The 24704-nt window shown below is 68.4% G+C and carries 23 protein-coding genes; 8 read left to right on the top strand and 15 right to left on the bottom strand.

Annotated elements, in window-relative coordinates; genetic code table 11:
- Positions 1–12: 12 nt before the first annotated feature.
- Positions 13–303 (top strand): N(2)-fixation sustaining protein CowN, encoded by a 291-nt coding sequence (cowN, locus tag ACAM26_RS03135; protein ID WP_123139091.1) that lies wholly within the window; start codon positions 13–15, stop codon positions 301–303.
- Between the two features lie 6 nt (positions 304–309).
- Here the strand turns inward: cowN and lipB are convergent, their stop codons facing one another.
- The 11 genes from lipB to ACAM26_RS03080 all read right to left on the bottom strand — a co-directional run bounded on the left by lipB (position 310) and on the right by ACAM26_RS03080 (position 11135).
- Entirely contained in the window at positions 310–969 is a 660-nt protein-coding gene (gene lipB, locus ACAM26_RS03130) for a lipoyl(octanoyl) transferase LipB (RefSeq protein ID WP_123139090.1), read from the bottom strand.
- Positions 966–1235 carry a YbeD family protein gene (locus ACAM26_RS03125; RefSeq protein WP_123139089.1) on the bottom strand — a complete coding sequence of 90 codons (270 nt, stop codon included), beginning with the start codon at positions 1233–1235 and terminating at the stop codon, positions 966–968. The genes lipB and ACAM26_RS03125 overlap by 4 nt, the downstream gene beginning before the upstream one ends.
- Positions 1222–2088 (bottom strand): D-amino acid aminotransferase, encoded by an 867-nt coding sequence (locus ACAM26_RS03120; protein WP_123142192.1) that lies wholly within the window; start codon positions 2086–2088, stop codon positions 1222–1224. Before ACAM26_RS03120 ends, ACAM26_RS03125 begins: the two co-directional genes overlap by 14 nt.
- Before the next feature lie 28 nt (positions 2089–2116).
- Positions 2117–3256, bottom strand: coding sequence for a D-alanyl-D-alanine carboxypeptidase family protein (locus tag ACAM26_RS03115; RefSeq protein WP_123142193.1), 1140 nt, complete (start codon positions 3254–3256; stop codon positions 2117–2119).
- A gap of 167 nt (positions 3257–3423) precedes the next feature.
- Complete coding sequence (locus ACAM26_RS03110; RefSeq protein ID WP_223806050.1) at positions 3424–4347, bottom strand: septal ring lytic transglycosylase RlpA family protein; 924 nt, start codon at positions 4345–4347, stop codon at positions 3424–3426.
- 53 nt (positions 4348–4400) lie between these two features.
- Positions 4401–5384 carry a lytic murein transglycosylase B gene (mltB, locus tag ACAM26_RS03105; protein WP_369613103.1) on the bottom strand — a complete coding sequence of 328 codons (984 nt, stop codon included), beginning with the start codon at positions 5382–5384 and terminating at the stop codon, positions 4401–4403.
- Positions 5385–5518: 134 nt separating this feature from the next.
- Entirely contained in the window at positions 5519–6655 is a 1137-nt protein-coding gene (gene rodA / locus ACAM26_RS03100) for a rod shape-determining protein RodA (RefSeq protein ID WP_123139084.1), read from the bottom strand.
- On the bottom strand, positions 6645–8531 hold the full coding sequence (gene mrdA / locus ACAM26_RS03095) for a penicillin-binding protein 2 (protein ID WP_123142196.1): 1887 nt from the start codon (positions 8529–8531) through the stop codon (positions 6645–6647). Before mrdA ends, rodA begins: the two co-directional genes overlap by 11 nt.
- A gap of 4 nt (positions 8532–8535) precedes the next feature.
- A complete protein-coding gene (mreD, locus tag ACAM26_RS03090; RefSeq protein ID WP_123139082.1) occupies positions 8536–9024 on the bottom strand; it encodes a rod shape-determining protein MreD in 489 nt (162 codons plus the stop codon).
- On the bottom strand, positions 9021–9848 hold the full coding sequence (mreC, locus tag ACAM26_RS03085; RefSeq protein WP_243695628.1) for a rod shape-determining protein MreC: 828 nt from the start codon (positions 9846–9848) through the stop codon (positions 9021–9023). The genes mreD and mreC overlap by 4 nt, the downstream gene beginning before the upstream one ends.
- A gap of 240 nt (positions 9849–10088) precedes the next feature.
- Entirely contained in the window at positions 10089–11135 is a 1047-nt protein-coding gene (locus ACAM26_RS03080; protein WP_123139080.1) for a rod shape-determining protein, read from the bottom strand.
- A 532-nt stretch (positions 11136–11667) separates the two neighbouring features.
- Here ACAM26_RS03080 and gatC point away from each other — a divergent pair.
- Both gatC and gatA read left to right on the top strand, forming a co-directional pair.
- Positions 11668–11955 carry an Asp-tRNA(Asn)/Glu-tRNA(Gln) amidotransferase subunit GatC gene (gatC, locus tag ACAM26_RS03075; protein WP_005222284.1) on the top strand — a complete coding sequence of 96 codons (288 nt, stop codon included), beginning with the start codon at positions 11668–11670 and terminating at the stop codon, positions 11953–11955.
- Entirely contained in the window at positions 11955–13409 is a 1455-nt protein-coding gene (gene gatA / locus ACAM26_RS03070) for an Asp-tRNA(Asn)/Glu-tRNA(Gln) amidotransferase subunit GatA (protein WP_123139079.1), read from the top strand. The genes gatC and gatA overlap by 1 nt, the downstream gene beginning before the upstream one ends.
- 68 nt (positions 13410–13477) lie before the next feature.
- On the opposite strand, the gene ACAM26_RS03065 is transcribed toward gatA, so the two are convergent.
- Genes ACAM26_RS03065 through glyQ form a run of 4 tightly spaced genes read right to left on the bottom strand, consistent with a single transcriptional unit; the run spans position 13478 to position 17797 of the window.
- Positions 13478–14215, bottom strand: coding sequence for a 1-acyl-sn-glycerol-3-phosphate acyltransferase (locus ACAM26_RS03065; protein ID WP_123139078.1), 738 nt, complete (start codon positions 14213–14215; stop codon positions 13478–13480).
- On the bottom strand, positions 14212–14784 hold the full coding sequence (gene gmhB / locus ACAM26_RS03060) for a D-glycero-beta-D-manno-heptose 1,7-bisphosphate 7-phosphatase (RefSeq protein WP_369613102.1): 573 nt from the start codon (positions 14782–14784) through the stop codon (positions 14212–14214). The genes ACAM26_RS03065 and gmhB overlap by 4 nt, the downstream gene beginning before the upstream one ends.
- 14 nt (positions 14785–14798) lie before the next feature.
- Entirely contained in the window at positions 14799–16880 is a 2082-nt protein-coding gene (gene glyS, locus ACAM26_RS03055; RefSeq protein ID WP_369613101.1) for a glycine--tRNA ligase subunit beta, read from the bottom strand.
- Between the two features lie 11 nt (positions 16881–16891).
- Positions 16892–17797, bottom strand: coding sequence for a glycine--tRNA ligase subunit alpha (gene glyQ / locus ACAM26_RS03050; RefSeq protein WP_123139075.1), 906 nt, complete (start codon positions 17795–17797; stop codon positions 16892–16894).
- A 397-nt stretch (positions 17798–18194) separates the two neighbouring features.
- Here glyQ and ACAM26_RS03045 point away from each other — a divergent pair, with 397 nt between their 5' ends.
- The 5 genes from ACAM26_RS03045 (at position 18195) to ntrC (ending at position 24668) form a co-directional block, all read left to right on the top strand.
- Entirely contained in the window at positions 18195–19352 is a 1158-nt protein-coding gene (locus ACAM26_RS03045; protein ID WP_369613100.1) for a cation diffusion facilitator family transporter, read from the top strand.
- Positions 19353–19899: 547 nt separating this feature from the next.
- A complete protein-coding gene (gene glnA, locus ACAM26_RS03040) occupies positions 19900–21306 on the top strand; it encodes a glutamate--ammonia ligase (protein WP_062272656.1) in 1407 nt (468 codons plus the stop codon).
- Between the two features lie 115 nt (positions 21307–21421).
- Complete coding sequence (locus tag ACAM26_RS03035; protein WP_123139073.1) at positions 21422–21943, top strand: DUF4124 domain-containing protein; 522 nt, start codon at positions 21422–21424, stop codon at positions 21941–21943.
- A 112-nt stretch (positions 21944–22055) separates the two neighbouring features.
- Positions 22056–23138, top strand: coding sequence for a nitrogen regulation protein NR(II) (gene glnL, locus ACAM26_RS03030; protein WP_123139072.1), 1083 nt, complete (start codon positions 22056–22058; stop codon positions 23136–23138).
- A 90-nt stretch (positions 23139–23228) separates the two neighbouring features.
- On the top strand, positions 23229–24668 hold the full coding sequence (gene ntrC, locus ACAM26_RS03025) for a nitrogen regulation protein NR(I) (RefSeq protein ID WP_123139330.1): 1440 nt from the start codon (positions 23229–23231) through the stop codon (positions 24666–24668).
- The last annotated feature ends 36 nt before the right edge of the window (positions 24669–24704 follow it).

The raw sequence follows: 24704 nt of genomic DNA, 5'->3' as shown, positions 1-24704 counted from the left end.
AGGTAGAGGGCCTTGAGCGAGACGACGCACACCAACGACAGATATGTGAGTTTCGTCGATATCGACTGTGAGTCGCGGGTCGACGGCTGCATCGAGCGCATCCGCGCCTGTATCGAGCACAACACCAACCCATCACCGCTGCACGACTATGTCGCGACCAAGCTCGCCGAGACCGAGGCGCGCGGTCAGGATGGGTTGTACCTGATCGGCAGTCAGGTCAACGTGTTGCGCGAACTGTTCGAGCATCATCACGACGATGCCGGGTTGCACCTGCTCGAGTGTATCGAGCTCGAGTGCTGCTGAGGCGGTTCAGCGCGCCCAGCGCGGCTCCAGGTCGAACACCCGGGCGAGGGTGTCGACCAGCCGGCCGGCGACATCGGTCACCCCGATCCCGGCGACGAACTCCGAGAGCTGGGTCATCGCCAGCCCGGTGTAGCCGCAGGGATTGATCCGGTCGAAGGGTTCGAGCTCCATGGCGACGTTGAGCGCCAGCCCGTGATAGCTACGTGCATTGCGCACCCTCAGCCCGAGCGAGGCGATCTTGGCGCCCGCGACATAGACCCCGGGGGCGTTGTCGCGGCGTTCGGCATCCACGCCGTAGTCGCGCAACAGCTCGATCACCGTCTGCTCGAGCATGTTGACCAGCCGCTTGACGCCGATCCCGGCGCGTCTCAGATCGAACAGCAGATAGGCGACCAGCTGGCCGGGGCCGTGATAGGTGACCTGACCGCCGCGATCGACCTGTAGCACCGGAATGTCGCCGGTGGCGAGCAGGTGCTCGCGGCGTCCGGCCTGACCGAGGGTGAACACCGGCGGGTGCTCGAGCAGCCACAGCTCGTCGAGCGAGTCCTCGTCGCGGGCGTCGGTGAAGCGACGCATCGCCTCCAGGGTCGCGGCATAGTCCTGCAGCCCCGGCAGACGGCGGATCAGCAGCGTCTGCTGTCGCGCTCCCTCCCCCGCCTCGCTCACAGTGCCCAGACCACGCGCTCGTGCGCGGTCAGCTCGGCATAGATGGCGTCGAGCTGCGCCTTGCTGTGCGCCTCGATGGTGACCGTCACCGCCAGCCACTTGCCGCCGTTGCTGGGGCGGGCGCTGATCGCCGTGGCCTCGACGCCGGGGGCATGACGTTCGACGATGTCGACGACCAGCGTCTGGAAGTCGTCGCTGGCGCGGCCCATCGCCTTGATCGGGAAACGGCAGGGGAATTCGAGCAGGGTTTCTTCAGAATCGGACATGACCGTTGCGTACCTGTGACTTGTAGTCCTGATAGAGGGCGTCCATGCGTCGCCAGAGTGGTCCCGGTCGGCCGTCGCCGACCGGCTGGTCGTCGAGCCGGGTGACCGGCACCAGCTCGCGCGTCGAGCTGCCGAGCCAGATCTCGTCGGCGGTGCGCAGCCGGGCGTCCTCGATCGGTTGTTCGGAGAAGGCGATCTCACCGCTCTCGGCGAGTCGCAGCGCCAGCTCGCGGGTGATCCCGGCGAGCAGACGGTGATCGCAGGGCGGGGTCAGCAGCCGCTGACCCTGGACCACGAAGACGTTGGCCGCGGCGGCCTCGGTGACCCGTCCGTCGCGCAGCATGATGGTCTCGTCGGCACCGGCCGCGCTCGCCTCCTGGCGCATCAGCACCGCCCCGAGCAGCGAGGTCGACTTGATGTCGCAGCGCTGCCAGCGGATGTCGGGCCGGGTGATGCAGCGGATGCCGTCGCGGGCGATCGCCGGGTCGCGTGGGGCGAGCGGCGTGCTCATCGCCAAGACCGTCGGCCTGACCCCCGTCGGGAAGCGGTGATCGCGGGTCGGCGCCGCCCCGCGGGTGATCTGCAGATAAAGGCTCTGATCCGGGGCCGGTGGCTCGCCGACCAGCCGGCGCGCCACCCGTTGCCAACCCTCGGGTCCGAGCGGGTCATCGAGCCCGATCGCCGCGAGACTGCGCCCGAGCCGCGCCAGGTGCTGGTCGAGACGGAGGAAGTGACCGCCGTAGCTGGGCACGACCTCGTAGACGCCGTCGCCGAACAGGAAGCCGCGATCGAGCACGGAGACCTGCGCCGCCTCGGGCGGCAGGAAACGACCGTTGAGATAGAGCTCGTTCATGCGCTCGCTCCGCCGGCTCGGACCGGCATCAGAACATGCGCAGCAGATGGTCCTTCGCCTTGCGCACCAAGCCCCCCTCGGGCACCGCCTCGAGCGCGACCAGGGGGACCCGCGTCAGTTCGCGCCCGGCGTTGTCGACCACCAGATCGCCGATGCGGGCGCCGACGGCGATCGGGGCGGTGAGCTCGGCGGTGCGCTCGATACGGGCGCTGAGTTGACCATAGTCGCCGCGCGGGATGGTCGCAAACACATCCGTCGCCGGGCCCACCGACAGCACCTCCTGCTCCCCGTACCACACCCGCAGGTGCTCGACCGGCTGACCGGCCGGATAGAGACGGTGGCTCTCGTAGAAGCGGAAGCCGTAGTTGAGCAGCGCCAGGCTGGAGGTGGCGCGGGCATTGGGGCTGGGCGCGCCCATCAGCACCGAGACCAGTCGCTGGTCGTCACGCTTGGCCGAACCGACCAGACAGTAACCGGCGGCGCGGGTGTAACCGGTCTTGACGCCATCGGCCGAGGGGTCGCGACGCAGCAACGGGTTGCGGTTGGGCTGGGTGATGTCGTTGTAGGTGAAGTCGCGGCTGCTGTACCAGGCGTAGTACTGCGGGAACTCGCGGATGATCGCCATGGTGACGCGGGCGATGTCGCGCGCGGTGGTGTAGAGATCGGGATCGGGCAGGCCGTTGGGGTTGGTGAAGTGACTGTTGGTCATCCCCAGCCGACGGGCATGGGCGTTCATCAGGTTGGCGAAGGCCTCGACGCTGCCGGCGACGTGCTCGGCGAGGGCGACGCTGGCATCGTTGCCCGACTGGATGATCATGCCCTTGAGGAGGTCCTCGACGCTGACCTGGGTGCCGACCTCGATGAACATCCGCGAGCCGCCGGTGCGCCACGCCTTCTCGCTGACCAGCACCTGATCGTCGAGACGGATGTTGCCCTCGGCGAGTTCGCGAAAGACCACGTAGCCGGTCATGATCTTGGTCAGGCTGGCCGGTTCCAGACGCTCGTCGGCATTGATGTCGGCGAGCACCTGGCCGGTGTTGAAGTCGATCAACAGATAGCCCTTGGCGTCGAGCTGCGGCGGTGCCGGGATCTGCGGTGCGGCGCTCGCCAGCACGGGGTACAGGCACAGCAGGACGATCAGGACGAGGGGCTGGATACGTGACTTCATGGGGTGTCCGGGTTCGGCGTGGGGGCGTGTCATCACGGGGTATTCTAACCTTGCTGTCGCTGTCTTGGGGATCGCCCGACCGTGACCCCGGTTGCTGGGATCGATGAGGATGGGGTGGTCGGGCACCGGCGGCGGTGACGCCGCCGCCGGTTGGGCGGACCCGAGGGTCAGTTCTGCACCAGGCGGGTCTCGGCGATGCCGAGCCCTGCCAGGCGTTCGGTGAGGGCGCTGGCTTCGGTGCGCGAGGCCAGCGGGCCGATGCGGACCCGATAGAGCGCATTGTCGGCGCTACGGGTGTTCTCGACCAGGATCGGGTCGCCGAGTTCCGGACGCAGCCGGGAGCGCAGCCGCTCGGCGTTGCGCGGATCGCCGAAGGCGCCGACCTGGACATAGAGGCCACCGCTGCCGCCATCCGTGGTACGCGCGGCGGTCGTGACCGGCTTGGTCGTCGCCCTGGCGGGCTCGGACGCCGGGGGAGTGGTGTCGCGAGCACGCTGCGGTGCGTGCTCGCCGCCCGCCACCAGCGGGCCGGGATCGGCATCCGGTCGTCGTGGGTCGATGGCGCGGACCTCGACCATGGCGGTGCCCTTGCGCGCCATGCCGAGCTTGGTTGCGGCGGTATAGGACAGGTCGATGACGCGCGAGCCGTGGAAGGGACCGCGATCGTTGATCCGCACCACCACGCTGCGGCCGTTCTCGAGATTGGTCACCCGGGCATAGGTCGGCAGCGGCAGGGTCTTATGGGCTGCGGTCATGGCGTGCATGTCATAGGGCTCGCCCGAGCTGGTGCGGCGACCGTGGAAGTCCTTGCCGTACCAGGAGGCCAGGCCCCGCTCGACGTGTCCGCGGCTGCTTGCCTTGGTGTAGTAGCGTTTGCCGAAGACCTCGTAGGACTTGGGGTTGCCGTATCTGGACCTGGGTTCGACCTTGGGGACGGCGTCGGGGATGTCGGCGATCTCCGGCGGGACGTCGTCGAAGGCGTCGAGCTGGTGTTGACCCGGCTGGCTGGCACAGCCGCCGAGCGCGGCTGCACCGATCGCCAGTGCGATCAGCAGCCGACGGTGCGATGGACGAGCGGACGGTATGGACATGCGGATCCTCCCCTGCGACAGCGCCTGTTGATCGACCGCGATGCGGGACGCGCTCATGGCGGCGTCTCCCCGATCGCCTCGCTCAACTGGTGCACGGCCATGGCGTAGAGGTTGCTGTGGTTGTAGCGGGTGATGGCGTAGAAGTTGGCGAAGCTGATCCAGCAGCGCTCGCCTGCCGCGCCGCCATCCAGGCACATCAGGTTGGCCGGCGTCTCCGGCGCGAGCCCGTTTGCGGCCATCGGGTCGATGCCGGCGGCGCGCAGCGCGCCGAGGGTGGTCGCGGGTGCGCGCGGCGCCTTGCGCACCACTGCCGGCATGGTCGCTGGCGGCTGCGCCAGGGGGATCGCCACCGGGCCGCCTGCGCGCCAGCCGTGACGCGCGAGATAGTTGGCGATGCTACCGATGACATCGGCGCTGCTGCGCCACAGGTCGCGCCGCGCGTCGCCGTCGAAGTCGACGGCATAGGCGCGATAGCTCGAGGGGATGAACTGGGGCATGCCGAGCGCGCCGGCGTAGGAGCCGCGTACGACGCTCAGATCGATCCCCTCCTCGGCGCCGAGCAGGATCAGTTGCTCGAGCTCGCGACGGAAGAAGGCGGCGCGTCTGGGGTAGGAGAAGCCGAGCGTGGTCAGCGCGTCGAGCGCGCGATGACGACCGAGCACCTCGCCGTAGCGGGTCTCGATGCCGATGATGGCGACGATCACCGGTGCAGGGATGCCGTAACGCGCCTCGGCCCGCGCGAGCTGCTCGGCATGGGCGGCGTGGAAGGCGCGTCCGCCGGCGATGCGCTCGGGGGTGAGAAAGAGTGCGCGATAGCGGTGCCAGGGCTTGCCCTCGTAGGGCTGCTCCATGGCATCGATGATCTCCTGGCGATACTCGGCCCCGGCGATCAGGGCGGCGAGCCGCTCGGCATCGAGGTCATGGCGCGCGGCCATCTCGGTGACGAAGGTGGCTGCGGCATCCCGATAACTGTCGGGCGCGGCCTCGGCGGTGGCGAGCAGCAGCAGGGCGCTCAACAGGGTGATCAGGGTTCGCATCGGTGCTCGATCGGTCCTGAGTCTCGGTGCGGATCGACGGCAGCTCGATCCTGAAGGTGATGGTGTCGTGCACAAACGCCCGTCGCGCTGCACGCTTTCCTTGACACTCGACCTCCAGTATATGCGCAAAGCGCTTAAATCCGAACCCTTTTTCGATGTGTCTCGATACTCATGATCATCCCGAAGCCGATCATCAGGGTGACCATCGAGGTGCCGCCGTAGCTGATCAGCGGCAGCGGCACGCCGACCACCGGCAGCAGTCCGGTGACCATCCCGGTGTTCACGAAGACATAGACGAAGAACACCATGATCAGGCCGCCGGCGAGCAGCCGACCGTAGTTGTCCTGGGCGCGGCTGGCGATCACCAGCCCGCGCAGGATGATGAACAGATAGAGCGCGAGCAGCGCGAGGATGCCGGCGAAGCCGAACTCCTCGCCGATCACCGCGAAGATGAAGTCGGTGTTGCGCTCGGGCAGGAACTCCAGGTGCGACTGGGTGCCGTTGAGCCAGCCCTTGCCCGAGACCCCGCCGGAGCCGATGGCGATCTGCGACTGGATGATGTGATAGCCCGAACCGAGCGGGTCGGACTGCGGGTTGAGGAAGGTGAGCACGCGCTCGCGCTGGTAGTCGTGCATGCCGAACCACAGCAGTGGCGCGGCGGCGGCGGCGATGAGCGCGAGCGCGCCGATCATCCGCCAGCTCAGCCCGGCGATGAACAGCACCATCACCCCGGCGCTGGCCACCAGCAGCGAGGTGCCGAGATCGGGCTGTTTGGCGATCAGCACCACCGGGATCATGGTGATGAACGCCGCCAGCAGGATGCGGGTGCGCGAGGGCGGCAGCGGCCGGGCGGCGAGGATCCAGGCGACCGCCATGGGCACCGCGAGCTTGAGCAGCTCCGAGGGCTGGAAGCGCACGAAGCCGAGGTCGAGCCAGCGTTGCGCGCCCTTGCCGATCTCGCCGGCCACCAGCACCGCCACCAGCATGATGCAGCCGGCGACGAACAGCGAGGGCGACCAGTTGCGCAGTCGGTTCGGCGGGATCTGCGCCACCGCCAGCATCAGCGCGAAGGCGATGCCGAGTCGGATCAGCTGGCGCTCCACCGCCAGCGGGCTCTGGTCGCTGGCGCTGTAGAGCACCATCAGCCCGAAGCCGCACAGTCCGAGCAGCGCCACCAGCAGCGGCGCGTCGATGTGCAGTCGTCGCAGCGGACCGGGCAGCGGTTCGTCGACCCCACGGTCGAGCTGGGCGGCGCGGGTGTTAGTCGCCATCGGCGCGCTTCTCCTCTTCCTCCGGCGGCAGCGGCTCGCCGCCGAGATAGGCGTCGATCACCCGCCGCGCGATGGGCGCGGCGGTGGCGCTGCCGCTGCCGCCGTTCTCGACCACCACGGCGACGGCGATGCGCGGGTCCTCGACCGGGGCGAAGGCGACGAACAGCGCGTGGTCCTTGAGCCGCTCGGGCACGGTCTCGGCGTCGTAGCGTTCGCTCTGACCGATGGTGAAGACCTGCGCGGTGCCGGTCTTGCCGGCGATGTGGTAGTCGGGGGAGCGGATCTTGCGCGCGGTGCCGTGGCGGTCCTCGATCACCGCCACCATGGAGTCGATCACGGTGTCCCAGTGCGCCGGGTTCTCGACCTGGATCTGGTGCTCGACGATCGGCAGGGGTTCCTCTGGGGTCGATCGCGAGGGCTCCGAGGCGCGACTGGCGCGCACCACCCGGGGGGCGATGAAATGACCGTGGTTGGCGAGGGTGGCGGTGGCGGCGGCCAGCTGTAGCGGGGTGGCCAGATAGGCCCCCTGACCGATGCCCATGATCACCGTCTCGCCGGGGAACCAGGGCTGGTTGCGGACCCGCTGCTTCCATTCGCGCGAGGGCAGCAGTCCGCCGAGTTCGCCGGCGAGATCGATCCCGGTGACGGCGCCGAAGCCGAATTCGGCCAGGCGCGCATGCAGCCGGTCGATACCGAGTTTGTGGGCGAGATCGTAGAAATAGACGTCGCAGGACTCGGCCATCGCCGCACGCAGATCGACATGGCCGTGACCGCCGCGGCGCCAGCAACGGAAGCGGTGCGAGTGTCCGGGGAGGGTGAAATAGCCGGGGCAATAGGCCTTGCTCTGCGCGGTCACCGTGCCCTCGATCAGCCCGGCGAGCCCGACGAACGGCTTGACCGTCGAGCCCGGCGGGTACTGGCCGCGGATGGCGCGGTTGAACAGCGGCTTGTCCGGCGAGTAGAGCAGTGCGTGATAGTCCTTCTGGCTGATCCCCTCGACGAACAGGTTGGGATCGAAGCTCGGCTGGCTGACCAGCGCCAGTACGCCACCGTTGCGCGGGTCGATGGCGACGATGGCCCCGCGGCGATCGCCGAGGATGTCGGTGGTGGCGCGCTGCAGGTTGATGTCGAGATAAAGGCTGAGATCGCGTCCGGGGAGCGGCGGCTGGCTCTCGAGGGTGCGCAGCACCCGGCCGCGGGCGTTGACCTCGACCTGCTGGTGACCGACCTCGCCGTGGAGCAGGTCCTCGTGGGCCTTCTCGATCCCGCCCTTGCCGATGAAGTGGGTGCCGGCATAGTTGCGCGCGTCGATGCGCTTGAGCTCGCGCTCGTTGATGCGCCCGACATAGCCGAGCACGTGCGCGGTATAGGGTCCGAGCGGGTAGGCGCGCACCAGCTCGGCACGTACGTCGACGCCGGGGAAGCGATGGCCGTTGACCGAGAAGCGGGCGACCTCCGCCGGGGTCAGGTTGAGCCGGATCGGTACCCCCTGGAAGCGCATCCGCTGGCGCTTGAGTCGGGCGAAGCGGGCGCGATCCTTGTCGTCGATCGGGATGATGCGGGAGAGCGCCTCGATGGTGGCGTCGAGATCGGTCACCTTCTCGATGGTGATCTCGAGCGAGAACGAGGGGTGGTTCTCGGCCAGCAGCACGCCGTTGGCGTCGTAGATCAGTCCGCGGGTCGGCGGGATCGGCTGGATCTTGACCCGGTTGTCCTGCGACAGCACCGAGAAATGATCGTGGCGTTCGACCTGCAGGTGCAGCAGCCGCACCACCAGCAGCGCCAGGGCCAGCATCACCAGCAGTGCGGCGATCGCCGAGCGGGTGGCGATGATCCGCTGTTCGCGCTTGCGATCCTGGAAGCCTGACTCGAGCATCGTCTCAGAGGGTTCCGGCGCGTCGCCCGAGGTCGCCGAGCAGCGCGCTCAGCCAGGGCCAGAAGATCAGTCCGAGGAAGGTCGGGGCCCAGTAGCTCAGCGCCGGCATCGGTTGTCCGGTGGCGCCGAGCACCCACAGGGTGAGCAGCCGTTCGGCGAGCAGCAGGACCCAGACGAACAGGGTCTGCTGCCACATCGGGAAGATGCGGATGCGCTGGTGCAGCTCGACGACCAGATAGGCGAGCAGCGACAGGGTGAGTGCGTGCTGACCGAGCAGGGTGCCGGAGATCACGTCGAGCGCCACCCCGCTGGCGAAGGCCGAGAAGACGCCGATCCGCTCGGGGGTGTGCAGACACCAGAACACCACCACCATCGCCACCCACTGCGGACGCAGCGCCTCGGCCGGCAGCGGCATCGGCAGGATGCTGAGAGAGAAGGCGACGAACAGGCTGAGGCCGATCAGCCAGCCGCCGCGTGGCCTGGTCTCGCTCATGGTCGGGGCGGGGCCTCCGCGCCCTGGGTGTCGGAGAGTGCCTGCTGTTGCAACACCGGGTCCATGGTCCAGACCAGCAACACCTCACGGCTGCGGTCGAGTGCGGCGGTGGGCTCGGCGAGCACGGTGATGAAGGGGTTGTCCGGGTCGTGGCGTACGGTCTTGATACGGGCGACCGGGTAGCCCGGCGGGAAGCGCTCGCCCATCCCCGAGGTCACCAGCAGGTCGCCGACGCGCACGTCGGCGTTCTTGGGGATGTGCAGCAACTGCAGCTCCTGGCTCAGGCCGGTGCCGGCGGCCACCGAGCGCAGACCGTTGCGATTGATCTCCACCGGCAGTGCGTGCTCGGCGTCGGTGATCAGCAACACGGTGGAGGTGAAGGGGTTGGTCTGGATGACCTGGCCCATCACCGCGTTGGCGTCGAGCACCGGCTGGCCGACGAACAGCCCCGAGCGCGAGCCCTTGTTGATCATCACCTGTTGCCGGTAGGGCGCGATGTCGAGCGACATGATCTCGGCGATCAACACCCGTTCGCCGACGCTGAACGAGGAGCCGAGCAGGTCGCGCAACCGCATGTTCTCAGCCTCCAGCGCCTCGAACTGCTGCAGCCTGGCCTTGAGGGTCAGGTTCTCGCGATGCAGCGCGGCGTTGCGCGCGCGCAGCTCGGCGGCGTTGGTGAGGCGCCCCTGGGTGTCACGCATCATGTGCGCCGGAAGGTCGACGACATAGTGCAGCGGATAGGCGACCAGCGAGAGCGCCGAGCGTACCGTACCGAGATGATCGTAGTGGTGGTCGGCGATGATCAGCCCGAGGGACAGAATCACCGCCACGATCATCCTGAGCAGTGGAGATGGGCCGCGGACGAACAGGGGTTTGATGGTCGGCTCCTCGGCAATGACTGGATTGGGGGAGAGCGCGTCTGCTGCGTCGCGCGGGGTGGTTCAAACCCCGTGGACAGGGCTCCGCCCCTGCTGCATCAGGGGCGGCGTGAGCGGGTCATTTTCCGATATTGTGCCGAGCGCGACCAGTCCGCTCGTGTCGGGGCGTTCCCGCAACGGCGGGGCTCACTCGACCGAGAACAGTCCGGTGGCGCGCTCGTCGATCAGCTCCAGTGCCTTGCCGCCGCCGCGCGCCACGCAGGTCAGCGGGTCGTCGGCCATCACCACCGGCAGTCCGGTCTCTTCCTCGATCAGCCGGTCGAAGCCGCGCAGCATCGAGCCGCCGCCGGTGAGCACGATGCCGCGCTCGGCGACATCGGCGCCGAGTTCCGGCGGGGTCTGCTCCAGGGCCATCTTGACCGCACCGACGATGCCCGAGATCGGCTCCTGCAGCGCCTCGAGGATCTCGTTGCTGTTGAGGGTGAAGCTGCGCGGCACGCCCTCGGCGAGATTGCGGCCCTTGACCTCCAGCTCCAGCATCTCGTTGCCGGGGTAGGCCGAGCCGATGTTGTGCTTGATGCGCTCGGCGGTGGTCTCGCCGATCAGGGTGCCGTAGTTGCGCCGGACATAGTTGACGATGGCGTCGTCGAAGGTGTCGCCGCCGATGCGCACCGAGGCGGAGTAGACGATGCCGTTGAGCGAGATCACCGCCACCTCCGAGGTGCCGCCGCCGATGTCGATGACCATGCAGCCGTGGGGCTCGTGCACCGGCAGCCCGGCGCCGATCGCCGCCGACATCGGCTCCTCGATCAGGAAGACCTCGCGCGCGCCGGCGCCGGCGGCCGACTCGCGGATCGCGCGCCGCTCCACCTGGGTCGAGCCGCAGGGCACGCAGATCAGCACCCGCGGGCTGGGACTGATCAGGCGCGACTCGTGCACCTTGTGGATGAAGTACTGCAGCATCTTCTCGGTGACGGTGAAGTCGGCGATCACGCCGTCTTTCATCGGCCGCACCGCGGTGATGCTCTGTGGGGTCCGTCCGAGCATCAGCTTCGCCTCCTCGCCCACTGCCGCGACCGACTTGCCGCCGGTGGCGCGGTCATGACGGATCGCGACCACCGAGGGCTCGTTGAGCACGATGCCTTGTCCGCGGGCAAAGATGAGGGTGTTGGCGGTCCCCAGGTCGATCGACAGATCGTTGGAGAATATCCCGCGAATGCGTCTGAATACCATCAGATACTTACCTTGGAGGAAGAGAGGAGCGCCGGGTCCCGCAGGCGTCCGGTATCGATGTCCGCTGAGGGAATCCTTGAAAAACAGGACGGCTAATCTAGCAATGCAATCAGGGATGGGCAAGGCAGCGGCGCCAGCGACCAGGGGATTGAACCGCGAAGGCACGAAAGGGAATAAGCCGCCAGCCGCCAGCGATCAGCCGCCAGTGGGTGCGGACCCGCGCCGCCTGTGGCCTCACGCCGACATCACACACCATGCACTTCGCGTGCAGGGAATAAGCCGCCAGCCGCCAGCGATCAGCCGCCAGTGGGTGCGGACCTGTGCCGCCTGTGGTCTCACGCCGACATCACACACCATGCACTTCACGTGCTTCGCGGCTTTGCGGTTCAATCCGCTGGTCGCTGGTCGCTGGTCGCTGGTCGCTGGTCGCTGGTCGCTGGTCGCTGGTCGCTGGTCGCTGGCGGCTGGTTCCACCGTCCATGGCCGCTATGCTATTTTGACTCCCCATTTTTGTAGGCCCAGCAGGACGGACATGTCACTGGATCGTTCCGACGTCGAAAAGATCGCGCACCTCGCGCGCCTGGCGATCAGCCCGGATCAGACCGAGCGCTATGCCGCCGAACTCTCCAATATTCTCGATCTCGTGGCCCAGATGGACTCGGTGAACACCGACGACGTCGAGCCGATGGCGCACCCGCTGCACATGGCCCAACGGCTGCGGCCCGATCAGGCCACCGAGCCGGACCGCCGCGCCGAGTACCAAGCCGGCGCGCCGCTGAGCGAGGGCGGGCTCTATCTGGTTCCGAAGGTCATCGAATAATGCAGAACAAGTCGATCGCAGAGCTGGCCGCCGATCTGCGGCTGCGCAAATACTCCAGCACCGAGCTGACCCGTCACTATCTCGATCGCATCGCGCGGCTCGATCCCCAGCTCAACAGCTTCATCACCGTCGATGCCGAGGCCGCGCTCGCCGCCGCCGCGCGCGCCGACGAGGCGCTCGCCCGTGACCAGGCCGGCCCGCTCACCGGCATCCCGATCGCGCACAAGGACATCTTCTGCACCAAGGGGGTGCGCACCAGCTGCGCCTCGCGCATGCTCGACAACTTCGTCGCTCCCTATGACGCGACGGTGGTCGAGCGTCTGGGTGGCGCCGGCGCGGTGATGCTCGGCAAGACCAACATGGACGAGTTCGCCATGGGCTCGAGCAACGAGACCAGCTACTACGGCCCCGTCGCCAACCCCTGGGACACCTCGCGGGTGCCGGGCGGCTCCTCCGGCGGCTCGGCCGCGGCGGTGGCCGCGCGTCTGTGCGCGGCGGCCACCGGCACCGATACCGGTGGCTCGATCCGTCAGCCGGCGGCGCTGTGCGGCATCACCGGCATCAAGCCGACCTACGGGCGCTGCTCGCGCTGGGGGATGATCGCCTTCGCCTCCTCGCTCGACCAGGCCGGGGTGATGGCGCGCTCGGCCGCCGACGCCGCCTTCCTGCTCGACGAGATGGCCGGTTTCGACGAGCGCGACTCGACCAGCGCCGACGTGCCGGTGCCGGACTATGTCGACGCCCTCGACAACGACATCAGCGGTCTGCGTATCGGCCTGCCCAAGGAGTTCTTCGGCGAGGGGCTCGACCCGCGTGTCGGCGCCGCGGTCGAGGCGGCGATCCGCGAATACGAGAAGCTCGGTGCCGAGATCCGCGAGATCAGCCTGCCCAACAGCCCGCTGTCGGTACCGGTCTACTACGTGGTGGCGCCCGCGGAGTGCTCGTCGAACCTCGCCCGTTTCGACGGGGTGCGTTACGGACACCGCTGCGCCGATCCCGCCGACCTCGAGGATCTCTACACCCGCAGCCGTGCCGAGGGCTTCGGCGCCGAGGTGCAGCGCCGGGTGATGATCGGCACCTATGTGCTCTCGGCCGGCTATTACGACGCCTACTACCTCAAGGCGCAGAAGATCCGTCAGCTCATCGCCGACGACTTCAAGCGCGCCTTCGAGGAGGTCGACGTGATCATGGGACCGACCACCCCGAGCACCGCCTTCGCCCTCGGCGACAAGATGGACGATCCGGTGGCGATGTATCTCAACGACATCTACACCATCGCCACCAACCTCGCCGGGCTGCCGGGGATGTCGATCCCGGTCGAGCCGGTCGCGGGCATGCCGGTCGGGCTGCAGCTCATCGGCAACTACTTCGACGAGGCGCGGCTGCTCAATGTTGCGCATCGCTACCAGCACCTCACCCACTGGCACCAGGCCGCGCCCGCGGGCTTCGACTGAGTGCCTCCGGGCCGGGCGGCCTGCCCGGCCCGATGTGCGCCGCTCCCGCTCCCGCGGGCGGCGGCGCCCTACCCTTGTTGCAGCGTGCCGGCCTTGCCCGAGACCGGGCGCGGCAGCGCCTCGACGGTCTCCTCGATCCACTGCTCGACCGCGGCATTGATCTCGGCGGCCTTGCGTCCCTGGGTCTCCATCAGCGGGCCGATCACCAGGTCGATGGTGCCGGCGCGCTTGTGCAGGCTGCGTCGCCCCCAGAACTCGCCGGCGTTGTGCGCCACCGGGAGCACCGGTCGACCGCTGCGCTCGGCCAGCAGCGCACCGCCGATGGCATAGGGCTGACGTGCGCCGGCGGCCACTCGGGTGCCCTCGGGGAAGACCACCACCCAGCGCCCGGCCTTGAGCAGCGCCAGCCCCTCGCGCAGCAGCTGTGCGACCGCGCGGCGTCCGGCCGAGCGGTCGATGGCGATCGGCTGGAAGCGCTTGAGCGCCCAGCCGAAGAAGGGGATACGCATCAGCTCACGCTTGAGCACCCAGGTCTGTTCCAGCGGCAGGATGGCGCGCAGCGCGATGGTCTCCCAGGTCGATTGATGCTTGGCGAGCACGATGGTCGCCTCCTTGGGCAGGTGCTCGAGCCCCTGGATGCGATAGCGCAGTCCGCAGATCCAGCCGAGCGCGCGCAGGTTGAGCCGTGCCCAACCCCGCGCCAGCCAGGCCCCGACCTGCCTGGGGGTGACGAGGATCAGCGAGGCGTACAGCACGATGGTGATGTACATGAAGGATTGATAGACGAGCGAGCGGATCAGGGTCATGGGCGTGTGTCGGATGCGAGCAGGGCGTCGGTCGCCGCGCTGAGGTCGGGGAAGATCGGGACGCCGGCCAGAGGGTCGGGCCCCGGATGGTCGGCGCAGGCCGCCAGGGTGCGCTCGCCCTTGCCGGTGCGCACCAGCCAGGGCGCGGCGCCGACGGCGCGCGCGGCCTCCAGATCGCGCAGCGAGTCACCGATCACCGGCACCCCGCGGAGATCGGCGCCGAGACGTCGGGCGATCTGCTCGAGCAGCCCGGGCAGCGGTTTGCGACAGTCGCAGCCGTGGTCCGGGCCGTGGGGGCAGAAGGCGATCATCTCGACACGGGCGCCATGATCGGCGAGTTGCTCGCGCAACCGTTGGTGGATGGCGTCGAGGGTGCTCGGGCCGAACAGCCCGCGGGCGATGCCGGACTGGTTGGTGGCGATGGCCAGCCGCCAGCCGGCATGGTGGAGCCGGGCCATCGCCTCGAGGCTGCCGGGGATCGGCCGCCACTCCTCGACCGACTTGATATAGGCGTCGGAGTCGTGGTTGACGACCCCGTCGCGGTCGAGGATGACCAGCCGTTCGGTCATGCCGGGTCGGGCGCTCAGTGCTGCAGCCGCGAGATGTCGGCGACCTGCATGAACAGCGCGCCGAGCGACTGCAGCAGACGGATGCGGTTGGCGCGCACCGCCGGGTCCTCGGCCATCACCATCACCTGATCGAAGAAGGCGTCGACGTCGCCGCCGAGCTCGGCCAGGGTGGCGAGCACGCGGCCATAGTCGCGGCTGGCGACCAGTGGCGCGACCGTCTCGCCGAGCGCGGCGACACGCTCGGCGAGACGCTGCTCGGCCGCATCCTCGAGCAACCCGGTGTCGACCGCCCCGGCCGCGCCGACGGCCGCGGCGTTCTTCGCCAGGATGTTGTGGATGCGCTTGTTGGCCGCGGCCAGCGAGGCGGCCTGGGGCAGTTCGCGGAAGGCCGCGACCGCGGCGATGCGGCGGTCGAGCTCCCAGGGGTTGGCGCCGCCGGCGCCGAGCACCGCCTCGACGACGTCGGCGCCGACGCCCTGCTCCTCGTAGTAGCCGCGCAGCCGCTCGAGCATGTAGTCGCGGACCTCGCCGACCACCTCGGCGCCGAGCAGCCCCTCGGGGTAGCCGGCGGCGGCCTGCTCCAGCAGCGCCTCCAGATCGAGGTCGAGCGGGGTCTCGATGAGGATGCGCAGCACCGCGATCGAGGCCCGTCGCAGCGCGTAGGGGTCCTTGGTGCCGGTCGGGCGCAGCCCGATGCCGAAGATGCCGACCAGGGTGTCGAGCCGGTCGGCGAGCGCCAGGGCGCGGCCGCACAGCCCTTCGGGCAGGGCGTCGCCGGCGAAGCGCGGCAGGTACTGCTGCTCGATGGCGGCGCTGACGCAGGGGTCCTCGCCGGCGCGCTCGGCATAGTAGCGGCCCATGGTGCCCTGCAGGCTGGTGAACTCGTAGACCATGCTGGTGACCAGGTCGCACTTGGCCAACCGCGCGGCACGCTCGATCAGTGCCGGGTCGCCGCCGAGCGGCGCGGCCAGGGAGCGCCCGAGCCGCGCCACGCGCGCGCTCTTCTCGGCCAGGGTGCCGAGCTTGTCCTGGAACACCACCCGTTCGAGCTTGCCGGCGAAGGCCTCGAGCGGCTGCTTGAGGTCCTGCTCCCAGAAAAAGGCGGCGTCGGCGAAGCGCGGCCGGATCACCCGCTCGTTACCGGCACGCACCTTCTCGGGGGTGCGGCTGACGACGTTGGCGACGGTGATGAAGCAGGCCTGCAGACGACCCTCGGCGTCTTCCACCGGGAAGTACTTCTGGTTGCTCTGCATGGTCTCGATCAGCACCTCCGGGGGGATCTCCAGGAAGCGCTCCTCGAAACGACCGAGCACCGGCTGCGGCCACTCGACCAGGGCGCAGACCTCGTCGAGCAGCTCGGGATCGATGCGCGCGCGCAACCCTTCGGCCTCGGCCAGGGCGGTGACGCCGGCGCGCACCTGCTCGCGGCGCTGGGCGAAGTCGGGCTCGACCCGGCCGGTGGTGCGCAGCTGCTCGGCATAGTCGTCGGCGCGCGCGAGGGCGATCGGCTCGGGGTGATGGAAGCGGTGACCGCGGGTGCTGGTGCCGGCCTCGATGCCGAGCACCCGGCCGGCGACCGGCTGCTCACCGAGCAGCAGGCAGACCCAGTGCACCGGGCGCACGAACTCGGCCTCGCCCGCACCCCAGCGCATCCGCCGCGGGATCGGCAGGGTGGCGAGCGCGGCCTCGACGATCTCGGGGATCAGCTCGGCGGTGGCGCGACCGGCGAGGGTCGAGTGATAGACCAGCCAGGTGCCCTTGGGCGTCTCCTCGCGCTCCAGCGCCTCGACCTCGACGCCGCAGGAGCGGGCGAAGCCCTGTGCGGCCTTGGTCGGCGCGCCGCTGTCGTCGAAGGCGGCCCGGAGCGCCGGGCCGCGGCGCACCTGCTGCTGGTCGGGCTGGCGGGTGGCGATGCCGCGCACCAGCATCGCCAGGCGGCGCGGTGCGGCGAAGGGTTCGATGGTGGTGAAGTCGATGCTGCGCTCGCGCAGCTCGCGCGCCACGCCCTCGACGAAGGCCTGCGACAGGCGCGGCAGCGCCAGCGGGGGGAGTTCCTCGGTGCCGATCTCGATCAGCAGATCAGTGGATGCGTCCAATGTTCTCTCCCTCACTGTGCCAGCATCGGGAAGCCAAGCGCCTCCCGGCTCTCGTAATAGGTCTTGGCGACCGCCCGCGACAGCGTGCGCACCCGCAGGATGAAGCGCTGGCGCTCGGTCACCGAGATCGCCCCGCGGGCGTCGAGCAGGTTGAAGGTGTGCGAGGCCTTGAGCATCTGCTCGTAGGCCGGCAGCGGCAGTCCGCGCTCGATGAGTTGGGTGCTGACCCGCTCGCAGGTGTCGAACTGCGCGAACAGCGCGTCGGTGTCGGCGATCTCGAAGTTGTAGGTCGACTGCTCGACCTCGTTCTGGTGGAAGACGTCGCCATAGGTGACGATGCCCGCCGGGGTGCGGCTCCACACCAGGTCGTAGACGCTCTCGACGCCCTGCAGGTACATGGCGATGCGCTCGAGCCCGTAGGTGATCTCGCCGGTGACCGGGCGGCAGTCGAGTCCGCCGACCTGTTGGAAGTAGGTGAACTGGGTCACCTCCATGCCGTTGAGCCAGACCTCCCAGCCGAGTCCCCAGGCGCCGAGCGTGGGCGATTCCCAGTTGTCCTCGACGAAGCGGATGTCGTGCTCCAGCGGGTCGATGCCGAGTCGGCGCAGCGAGTCGAGATAGAGTTCCTGGATGTTCTCCGGCGAGGGCTTGAGCGCGACCTGGAACTGGTAGTAGTGCTGCAGCCGGTTGGGGTTCTCGCCATAGCGCCCGTCGGTGGGGCGACGCGAGGGCTGCACATAGGCGCTGCGCCACGGCTCGGGACCGATCGAGCGGAGGAAGGTGGAGGGGTGGAAGGTGCCCGCGCCCACTTCCATGTCATAGGGTTGGACGACGACGCACCCGAGATCGGCCCAGTAGCGTTCGAGCGCGAAGATCAGGCCCTGGAAGGTCGAGAGGTCCTCGGATTGGAGAGTCAAGGCGGGCTCCTTGGGATCGGGGCGGTTGACGTAAACGCGCAATTATATCGGTTCGGGTCGCTGGCGCGCCAATGGGGTTGGTCGGGGGCAGCGACCAGCCATCAGCCGCCAGCCATCAGCCATCAGCCATCAGCCGCCAGCCGCCAGCCATCGGTGGCTAGCCGTTAGCTGCTAGGGGCAAGAGCGTGGCCTCCCCGGTGACTCGAACCTGTCCTCCCTACTGAAGGCCGTGGGTTGGACGCTGATCTGATCGGCCAACCTTGAGTCATGAACGCCATCCCTTCCCGCTGGCGGCTGTCAGCTGGCCGCTGGAAGCTGATGCGACCTGCCGCTGTCGCTTATACTGGAGCGCCGTCGGCCCGGACCCGGTCGGCGCAACCTGCGGAAGCCCCTAGTCGTGACCCTCGATCAACACAGCGCCGATGCCCGTCGCGAGGCCGTGACCCGGACCGCCGTGGTCGGGGCCGTGCTCAATCTGGTGCTGGCGGCGATCAAGATCGTCGCTGGTTGGCTCGGTCATTCGCAGGCGCTGGTCGCCGACGGGCTGCACTCGCTCTCCGACCTGCTCTCCGACGTCCTGGTGCTGATCGCCGGGCGCCAGGCCCATCAGGGACCGGACCAGGAGCATCCCTATGGGCATGCGCGCTACGAGACGGTTGCCACCCTCGCGCTCGGTTTCCTGCTGCTGGCGGTGGCCATCGGCATCGGCTGGGACGCGGTCGAGCGATTGTTCAGCCCCGAGGAGCTGCTGCGCCCCGACCTCATCGCGCTCGGCGCCACCCTGGCCTCGATCCTGGTGAAGGAATGGCTCTACTGGTGGACCCTGGCCCATGCCAAGCGGGTGCGCTCCGACCTGCTGCGTGCCAACGCCTGGCACCATCGCTCCGATTCGGTCTCCTCGGTGGTGGTGCTGGTGGGGATCGCCGGCACCATGGCCGGGCTGCCCTATCTCGACGCCATCGCCGCGGTGATGGTGGCGCTGATGATCGCCAAGATCGCCTGGGAACTCGGTTGGGAGGCGGCCAGCGAGCTGGTCGATACCGGTCTGCAGGGCGAGCGGCTCGAGGCGGTCAAGCAGACCATCCACTCGGTCGGCGGGGTGCGCGATATCCATATGCTGCGCACCCGCCGTCTCGGAGGGCAGGCGTCGGTCGACGTGCATGTGCTGGTCGATCCCTACGTCAGTGTCTCCGAAGGTCACATGATCAGCGTCCTGGTCGAACGCCGGCTCAAGCGCGAGATCGACGAGATCGCCGATGTCACCGTGCACATCGACCCCGAGGACGACGAGCACCTCTCCGCCTGCTACCTGCTGCCGCTGCGTGCCGAGGCACTGGCGCGCCTGGCCTCGGCCTGGTCGGCGATCCCCGAGGCCAACGAGCGCCAGCGGGTGTTGCTGCACTATCTCGACGGGGCCATCGACATCGAGGTGTACTTCCCGCTCGCCGCCTGTCTGCGCCAGGGAGCCGATGCCGAGCGATTGCGGACACGCCTGGCCGAGGCGCTCGCCGATGACCCGGTGTTCCGTGGGGTGCGAATCTTCTTTGGCGACTGATTTGCACCTTTTTGGTGCATAAAGTCGCTCGATGTTCTTTTTTAGTGCAGTCCGCGCCCGGTGTCGCGCCGCGATTGGGTGCGCCGGCCCCCCGCTGTCCGCCCATCCATGGCGGTGCTGTCGTCACCATGGTGCGTGATTTCACAACCCTCTCATCGCCAAGGTCTTGTTTGTACGTCTCATCGTCTCATCGCGTGTTCGTTGCGATCGGGGCGCGGGGCTGGCGTCAGCGGGGTGCGCAAGATTCTGGCTTGCTCGTTGCATGACTGATTGGCATCGGACGGCGTGGATCATCCCGTCGTCCGGCGGAACGGTCGCGATGGAGGTCCTTGTCGTGGACCCGAGCCCGGGACATCAACCGGGTCAGCCAGAATTCTGCATCGCCTGCCGGCCCGGACGGCAGGTCGTGCGGCACGATCGATGACCTGTTAGGCTGCTGCGCCGGATGGTGCGAGCGCTGATACGCCAGCGCAAGCCTTGTGCATTGCTCGGCCGACAACGCCTTATCCGTATCTAGAACACAGCACTCAGCATTGGAGACGTTCGAATGACCACTGATGTCATGAAGATGATGAAAGACAACGAAGTGACCTTCGTGGATCTGCGCTTCACCGATACCCGCGGCAAGGAGCAGCACGTCTCCATGCCGACGAGCATGATCGACGAGGATGCCTTCAAGGAAGGCAAGATGTTCGACGGCTCCTCGATCGCGGGCTGGAAGGGCATCGAGGCCTCGGACATGGTGCTGATGCCCGACCCCACGACCGCGGTGATGGATCCTTTCTCCGAGGAGAGCACCCTCATCATCCGTTGTGACATCCTCGAGCCCGACACCATGATCGGCTACGAGCGTGATCCGCGTTCGGTGGCCAAGCGCGCCGAGGCCTATCTGAAGTCCACCGGCATCGCCGACACCGCCTTCTTCGGTCCCGAGCCCGAGTTCTTCGTGCTCGACGACGTGCGCTGGGGCGCGGACATGAGCGGCGCCTTCTACAAGATCGACTCCGAGGAGGCCGGCTGGAACTCCGAGCGGGTGTTCGGCGACGGCAACATGGGTCACCGTCCGAAGGTCAAGGGCGGCTACTTCCCGGTGCCCCCGGTCGACTCGCTCAACGATCTGCGTGCGGCCATGTGTCTGACCCTCGAGGAGATGGGCGTCGGCGTCGAGGTGCACCACCACGAGGTCGCCACCGCCGGCCAGTGTGAGATCGGCACCAAGTTCGACACCCTGGTCAAGCGTGCCGACGCCAACCAGATCCTCAAGTACGTGGTGCACAACGTCGCCCACGCCTACGGCAAGACCGCGACCTTCATGCCCAAGCCGCTGGTCGGCGACAACGGCAGCGGCATGCACGTGCACCAGTCGCTCGCCAAGGACGGTCAGAACCTGTTCGCCGGCGACAAGTACGGCGGCCTGTCCGACATGGCCCTCTACTACATCGGCGGCATCATCAAGCACGCGCGTGCGCTCAACGCCCTGACCAACGCCTCGACCAACTCCTACAAGCGTCTGGTCCCGGGCTTCGAGGCGCCGGTGATGCTCGCCTACTCGGCGCGCAACCGCTCGGCCTCGATCCGCATCCCGCACTGCGCCAGCCCCAAGGGTCGTCGCATCGAGGTGCGCTTCCCCGATCCCACCGGCAACCCCTACCTCGCCTTCTCGGCGATGATGCTCGCCGGTCTCGACGGCATCATGAACAAGATCCACCCCGGCGATGCCATGGACAAGGATCTCTACGACCTGCCGCGTGAAGAGGCCAAGGCCATCCCGACCGTCGCCTCCTCGCTGGAGATGGCGCTCGACAACCTCGACCGTGACCGTGAGTTCCTCACCGTCGGCGGCGTGTTCACCGATGACCTGATCGACAGCTACATCAACCTCAAGATGGACGAGGTCACCCGCATGCGGATGACGACCCACCCGGTCGAGTTCGACATGTACTACAGCCTCTGATCGGCTGTCGCGACCGCGCGGGTCCCGCGCGGTCGCAACCTCGGCGCAGGGAAGCGCCACCGACGTCCAGGCGTCCCCGCTTGAGCCCCCTCCGACGCTGGACTATGCTTCGGCCATGATCCGGCCGGCACTGCTCCTCCCGCTGTTGCTGCTCCCCTGCCTCATCGTCCAGGCCGGCGTCTATCGCTGGGTCGATGCCGACGGGCGGGTGCACTTCTCCGATCGACCCGCCGACGCCACCGCCGAGCGACTCGATATCCATGTCGACGCCCCGGTCTCGCGCGGCGCCGACAGCCCCGTCGATCCGCCCCCTGCCAGCGCCCCCTTCCCCGGGCCCTATGCGCGCTTCGAGATCCTCTCCCCTGTCGATGCGGAGGTGCTGATGCGCGGCGAGGGTCGCTTCGCCGTCGAACTCGGACTCGAACCCGCGCTGCAACCGGGGCATCGCTTGGCGATGGTGCTCGATGGACTCGAGACGGTGATCGAGGCCGGCGCCACCCGCTTTGCCCTCGATGGCGTGGCCTTCGGTCCCCACCGCCTCGGCGCGTTGATCCGCGACGAGCAGGGTGTGCTGATCGCCCGCGCCCCGACACTTCGCTTCGAGCTGCGTCGCGACGCGCCCCCCGGCGAGCTCTGAGCACTCCTCCTGGCCGCACTGGCCTGTCTCTTGCTAGTCTTTTCTTCGACGACAGGATGCCCTGTCTCGTCCTCCGGTCTCGGATGACCTCACTCAGTCGCGCAGATGGACCATGACAGCTCAAACCACCGGTAAGCGCTCGCTGGAGCGGACGATCCTCGATCACGTCAACATGGCGGTGCTGCTGTTCGATCGAGGGCTGCGGCTCGAATACCTCAACCCGGCGGCCGAGATCCTCTTCGAGGCCAGCGCCCGACACATGATCGGTCAGGCTGCCGCCGACCTGCTGCCCTGCCCCGATGGCCAGGTCGAGGCCCGGCTGGCGGCGGCGCTGCGTTCGCGCCACCCCTTCACCGAACGTGAGATCAACGTCACCGTGGCCGATGGGCGCACCAAGACGGTGAACTGTACCGTGCTGCCCCTGCACCATTTTGGTGCGGACGAGGGGGTGCTGGTCGAGCTCTATCAGGTCGATCGTCAGCTGCGCATCACCCGCGAGGAGCACCTGCTCACCCAGCACCGGGCCACCCAGGCGCTGATCCGCGGCCTCGCCCACGAGATCAAGAATCCGCTCGGCGGGTTGCGCGGCGCGGCCCAGCTGCTCGAGCAGGAACTGCCCGACCCCGCGTTGTGCGAATACACCCGGATCATCATCGACGAGGCCGACCGCCTGCAGTCGCTGGTCGATCGCATGCTGGGGCCCAACCGCATGCCCCAGCGCGAGACGCTCAACATCCACGACGTGCTCGAGCACGTGCGCGGGCTGATCCTCGCCGAGTTCCCGCGCGGCCCCGAGGTGGTGCGCGACTACGACCCCAGCATCCCCGACCTGATGGGCGACGGTGACCGGCTGATCCAGGCCTTCCTCAACCTCGCGCGCAACGCCGCGGCCGCCACCGGCGCGGACGGACGCGTCGAGCTGCGCACCCGGGTGCTGCGTCAGTTCACCATCGGCAGTCGTCGCTATCGGCTGGTGTTGCAGACCCAGGTTCGGGACGATGGCCAGGGGATCCCCGAGGACATCCGCGACAAGATCTTCTTCCCGATGGTCTCGGGCAAGCAGGGTGGCACCGGACTGGGGCTGCCCATCGCACAGGAACTCATCAACCAGCACGGCGGGCTGATCGAATGCGAGAGCCGGCCGGGCGAGACGGTGTTCTTCGTCTATCTGCCGCTGGAGTCGGAGCATGCATAGGAACCTGCAACCACCCCATTCGCCAACCTCGTCGGCGTCGCCGTGCCCACGCCGCCCGAGGCATGCCGTCGGCATGCCGGGAGCGCGATGATGCCGCACAGTCTCGAGCGCGGGAATCGCGAGCCCCGGGTCTGGGTGATCGACGACGATCGGTCGATCCGCTGGGTACTGGAACGGGCGTTGCGCAAGGCGCAGATGCACGTCACCTGTTTCTCCAACGGGGTCGGGGTGATGGAGGCGCTGGAGCGCGAGCAGCCCGACGTCATCCTCTCCGACATCCGCATGCCGGGGATCGACGGGCTCGATCTGCTCGAACAGGTCTCGGCCCGCTACCCCGGGCTGCCGGTGATCATCATGACCGCGCACTCGGACCTCGACAGCGCCGTCTCCGCCTTCCACGGCGGCGCCTTCGAGTACCTGCCCAAGCCCTTCGATCTCGACGAGGCGGTGGCGCAGGTCAGCCGCGCCTGCCGGCGTGGTCGCGAGGAGCGTCAGGAGGAGGTGGCGCGTCCGACCGGACCCGACATCATCGGCGAGGCGCCGGCGATGCAGGAGGTGTTCCGCGCCGTCGGGCGGCTGGCGCGCTCCAACATCACCGTGTTGATCAATGGTGAGTCGGGCACCGGCAAGGAGCTGGTGGCCCAGGCGCTGCATCGTCACAGCCCGCGCAGCGAACGTCCGTTCATCGCCCTCAACATGGCGGCGATCCCGCGCGACCTGCTCGAGTCCGAGCTGTTCGGTCACGAGCGCGGTTCCTTCACCGGTGCCCAGGCGCGCCGCGAGGGGCGTTTCGAGCAGGCCGACGGCGGTACCCTGTTCCTCGACGAGATCGGTGACATGCCCGCCGAGCTGCAGACCCGGCTGCTGCGGGTGCTCGCCGACGGCGAGTTCTATCGTGTCGGCGGGGTCGCGCCGATCAAGGTCGACGTGCGCATCATCGCCGCCACCCACCAGGACCTCGAGTCGCTGGTGCGCGAGGGGCGCTTTCGCGAGGACCTGTTCCACCGACTCAACGTCATCCGTATCCATCTGCCGGCGCTGCGCGATCGCCGCGAGGACATCCCGCTGCTGATGCGCCACTTCCTCGCGCAGGCGGCGCGCGAGTTGAGCTGCGAGCCCAAGGTGCTGATGCAGGGGGCGATCGAGCGGCTCGAGCGACTCGACTGGCCGGGTAACGTGCGTCAGCTCGAGAACACCGCGCGCTGGCTCACGGTGATGGCCTCGGGCAAGCAGATCCATGCCGAGGACCTGCCCGAGGATCTCAGCGCCTCGCTGACCCAGGAGCAGCCCGAGACATCCTGGGAGACGGTGTTGCGGCGCTGGGCGCGGCAGCGGTTGCAGCAGGGCGAGCGCGGTCTGCTCGACGAGGCGCTGCCGGTCTTCGAGCAGACCCTCATCCAGTGCGCCCTCGAACAGACCGGCGGGCGGCGCCAGGAAGCGGCGCGGCTGCTCGGCTGGGGGCGCAACACCCTGACCCGCAAGATCAAGGAGCTCGGGCTCGAGAGCGAGTCCGAGACCGGGGTGGACTGAGCGCCGGGCTTGGCTTGGGCGGCGGCTGCCGCGACA

The organism is Marichromatium sp. PS1, from assembly GCF_041155115.1.
Taxonomy (GTDB): domain Bacteria; phylum Pseudomonadota; class Gammaproteobacteria; order Chromatiales; family Chromatiaceae; genus Marichromatium; species Marichromatium gracile.
This window is presented reverse-complemented; position numbering and strand designations above follow the sequence as displayed.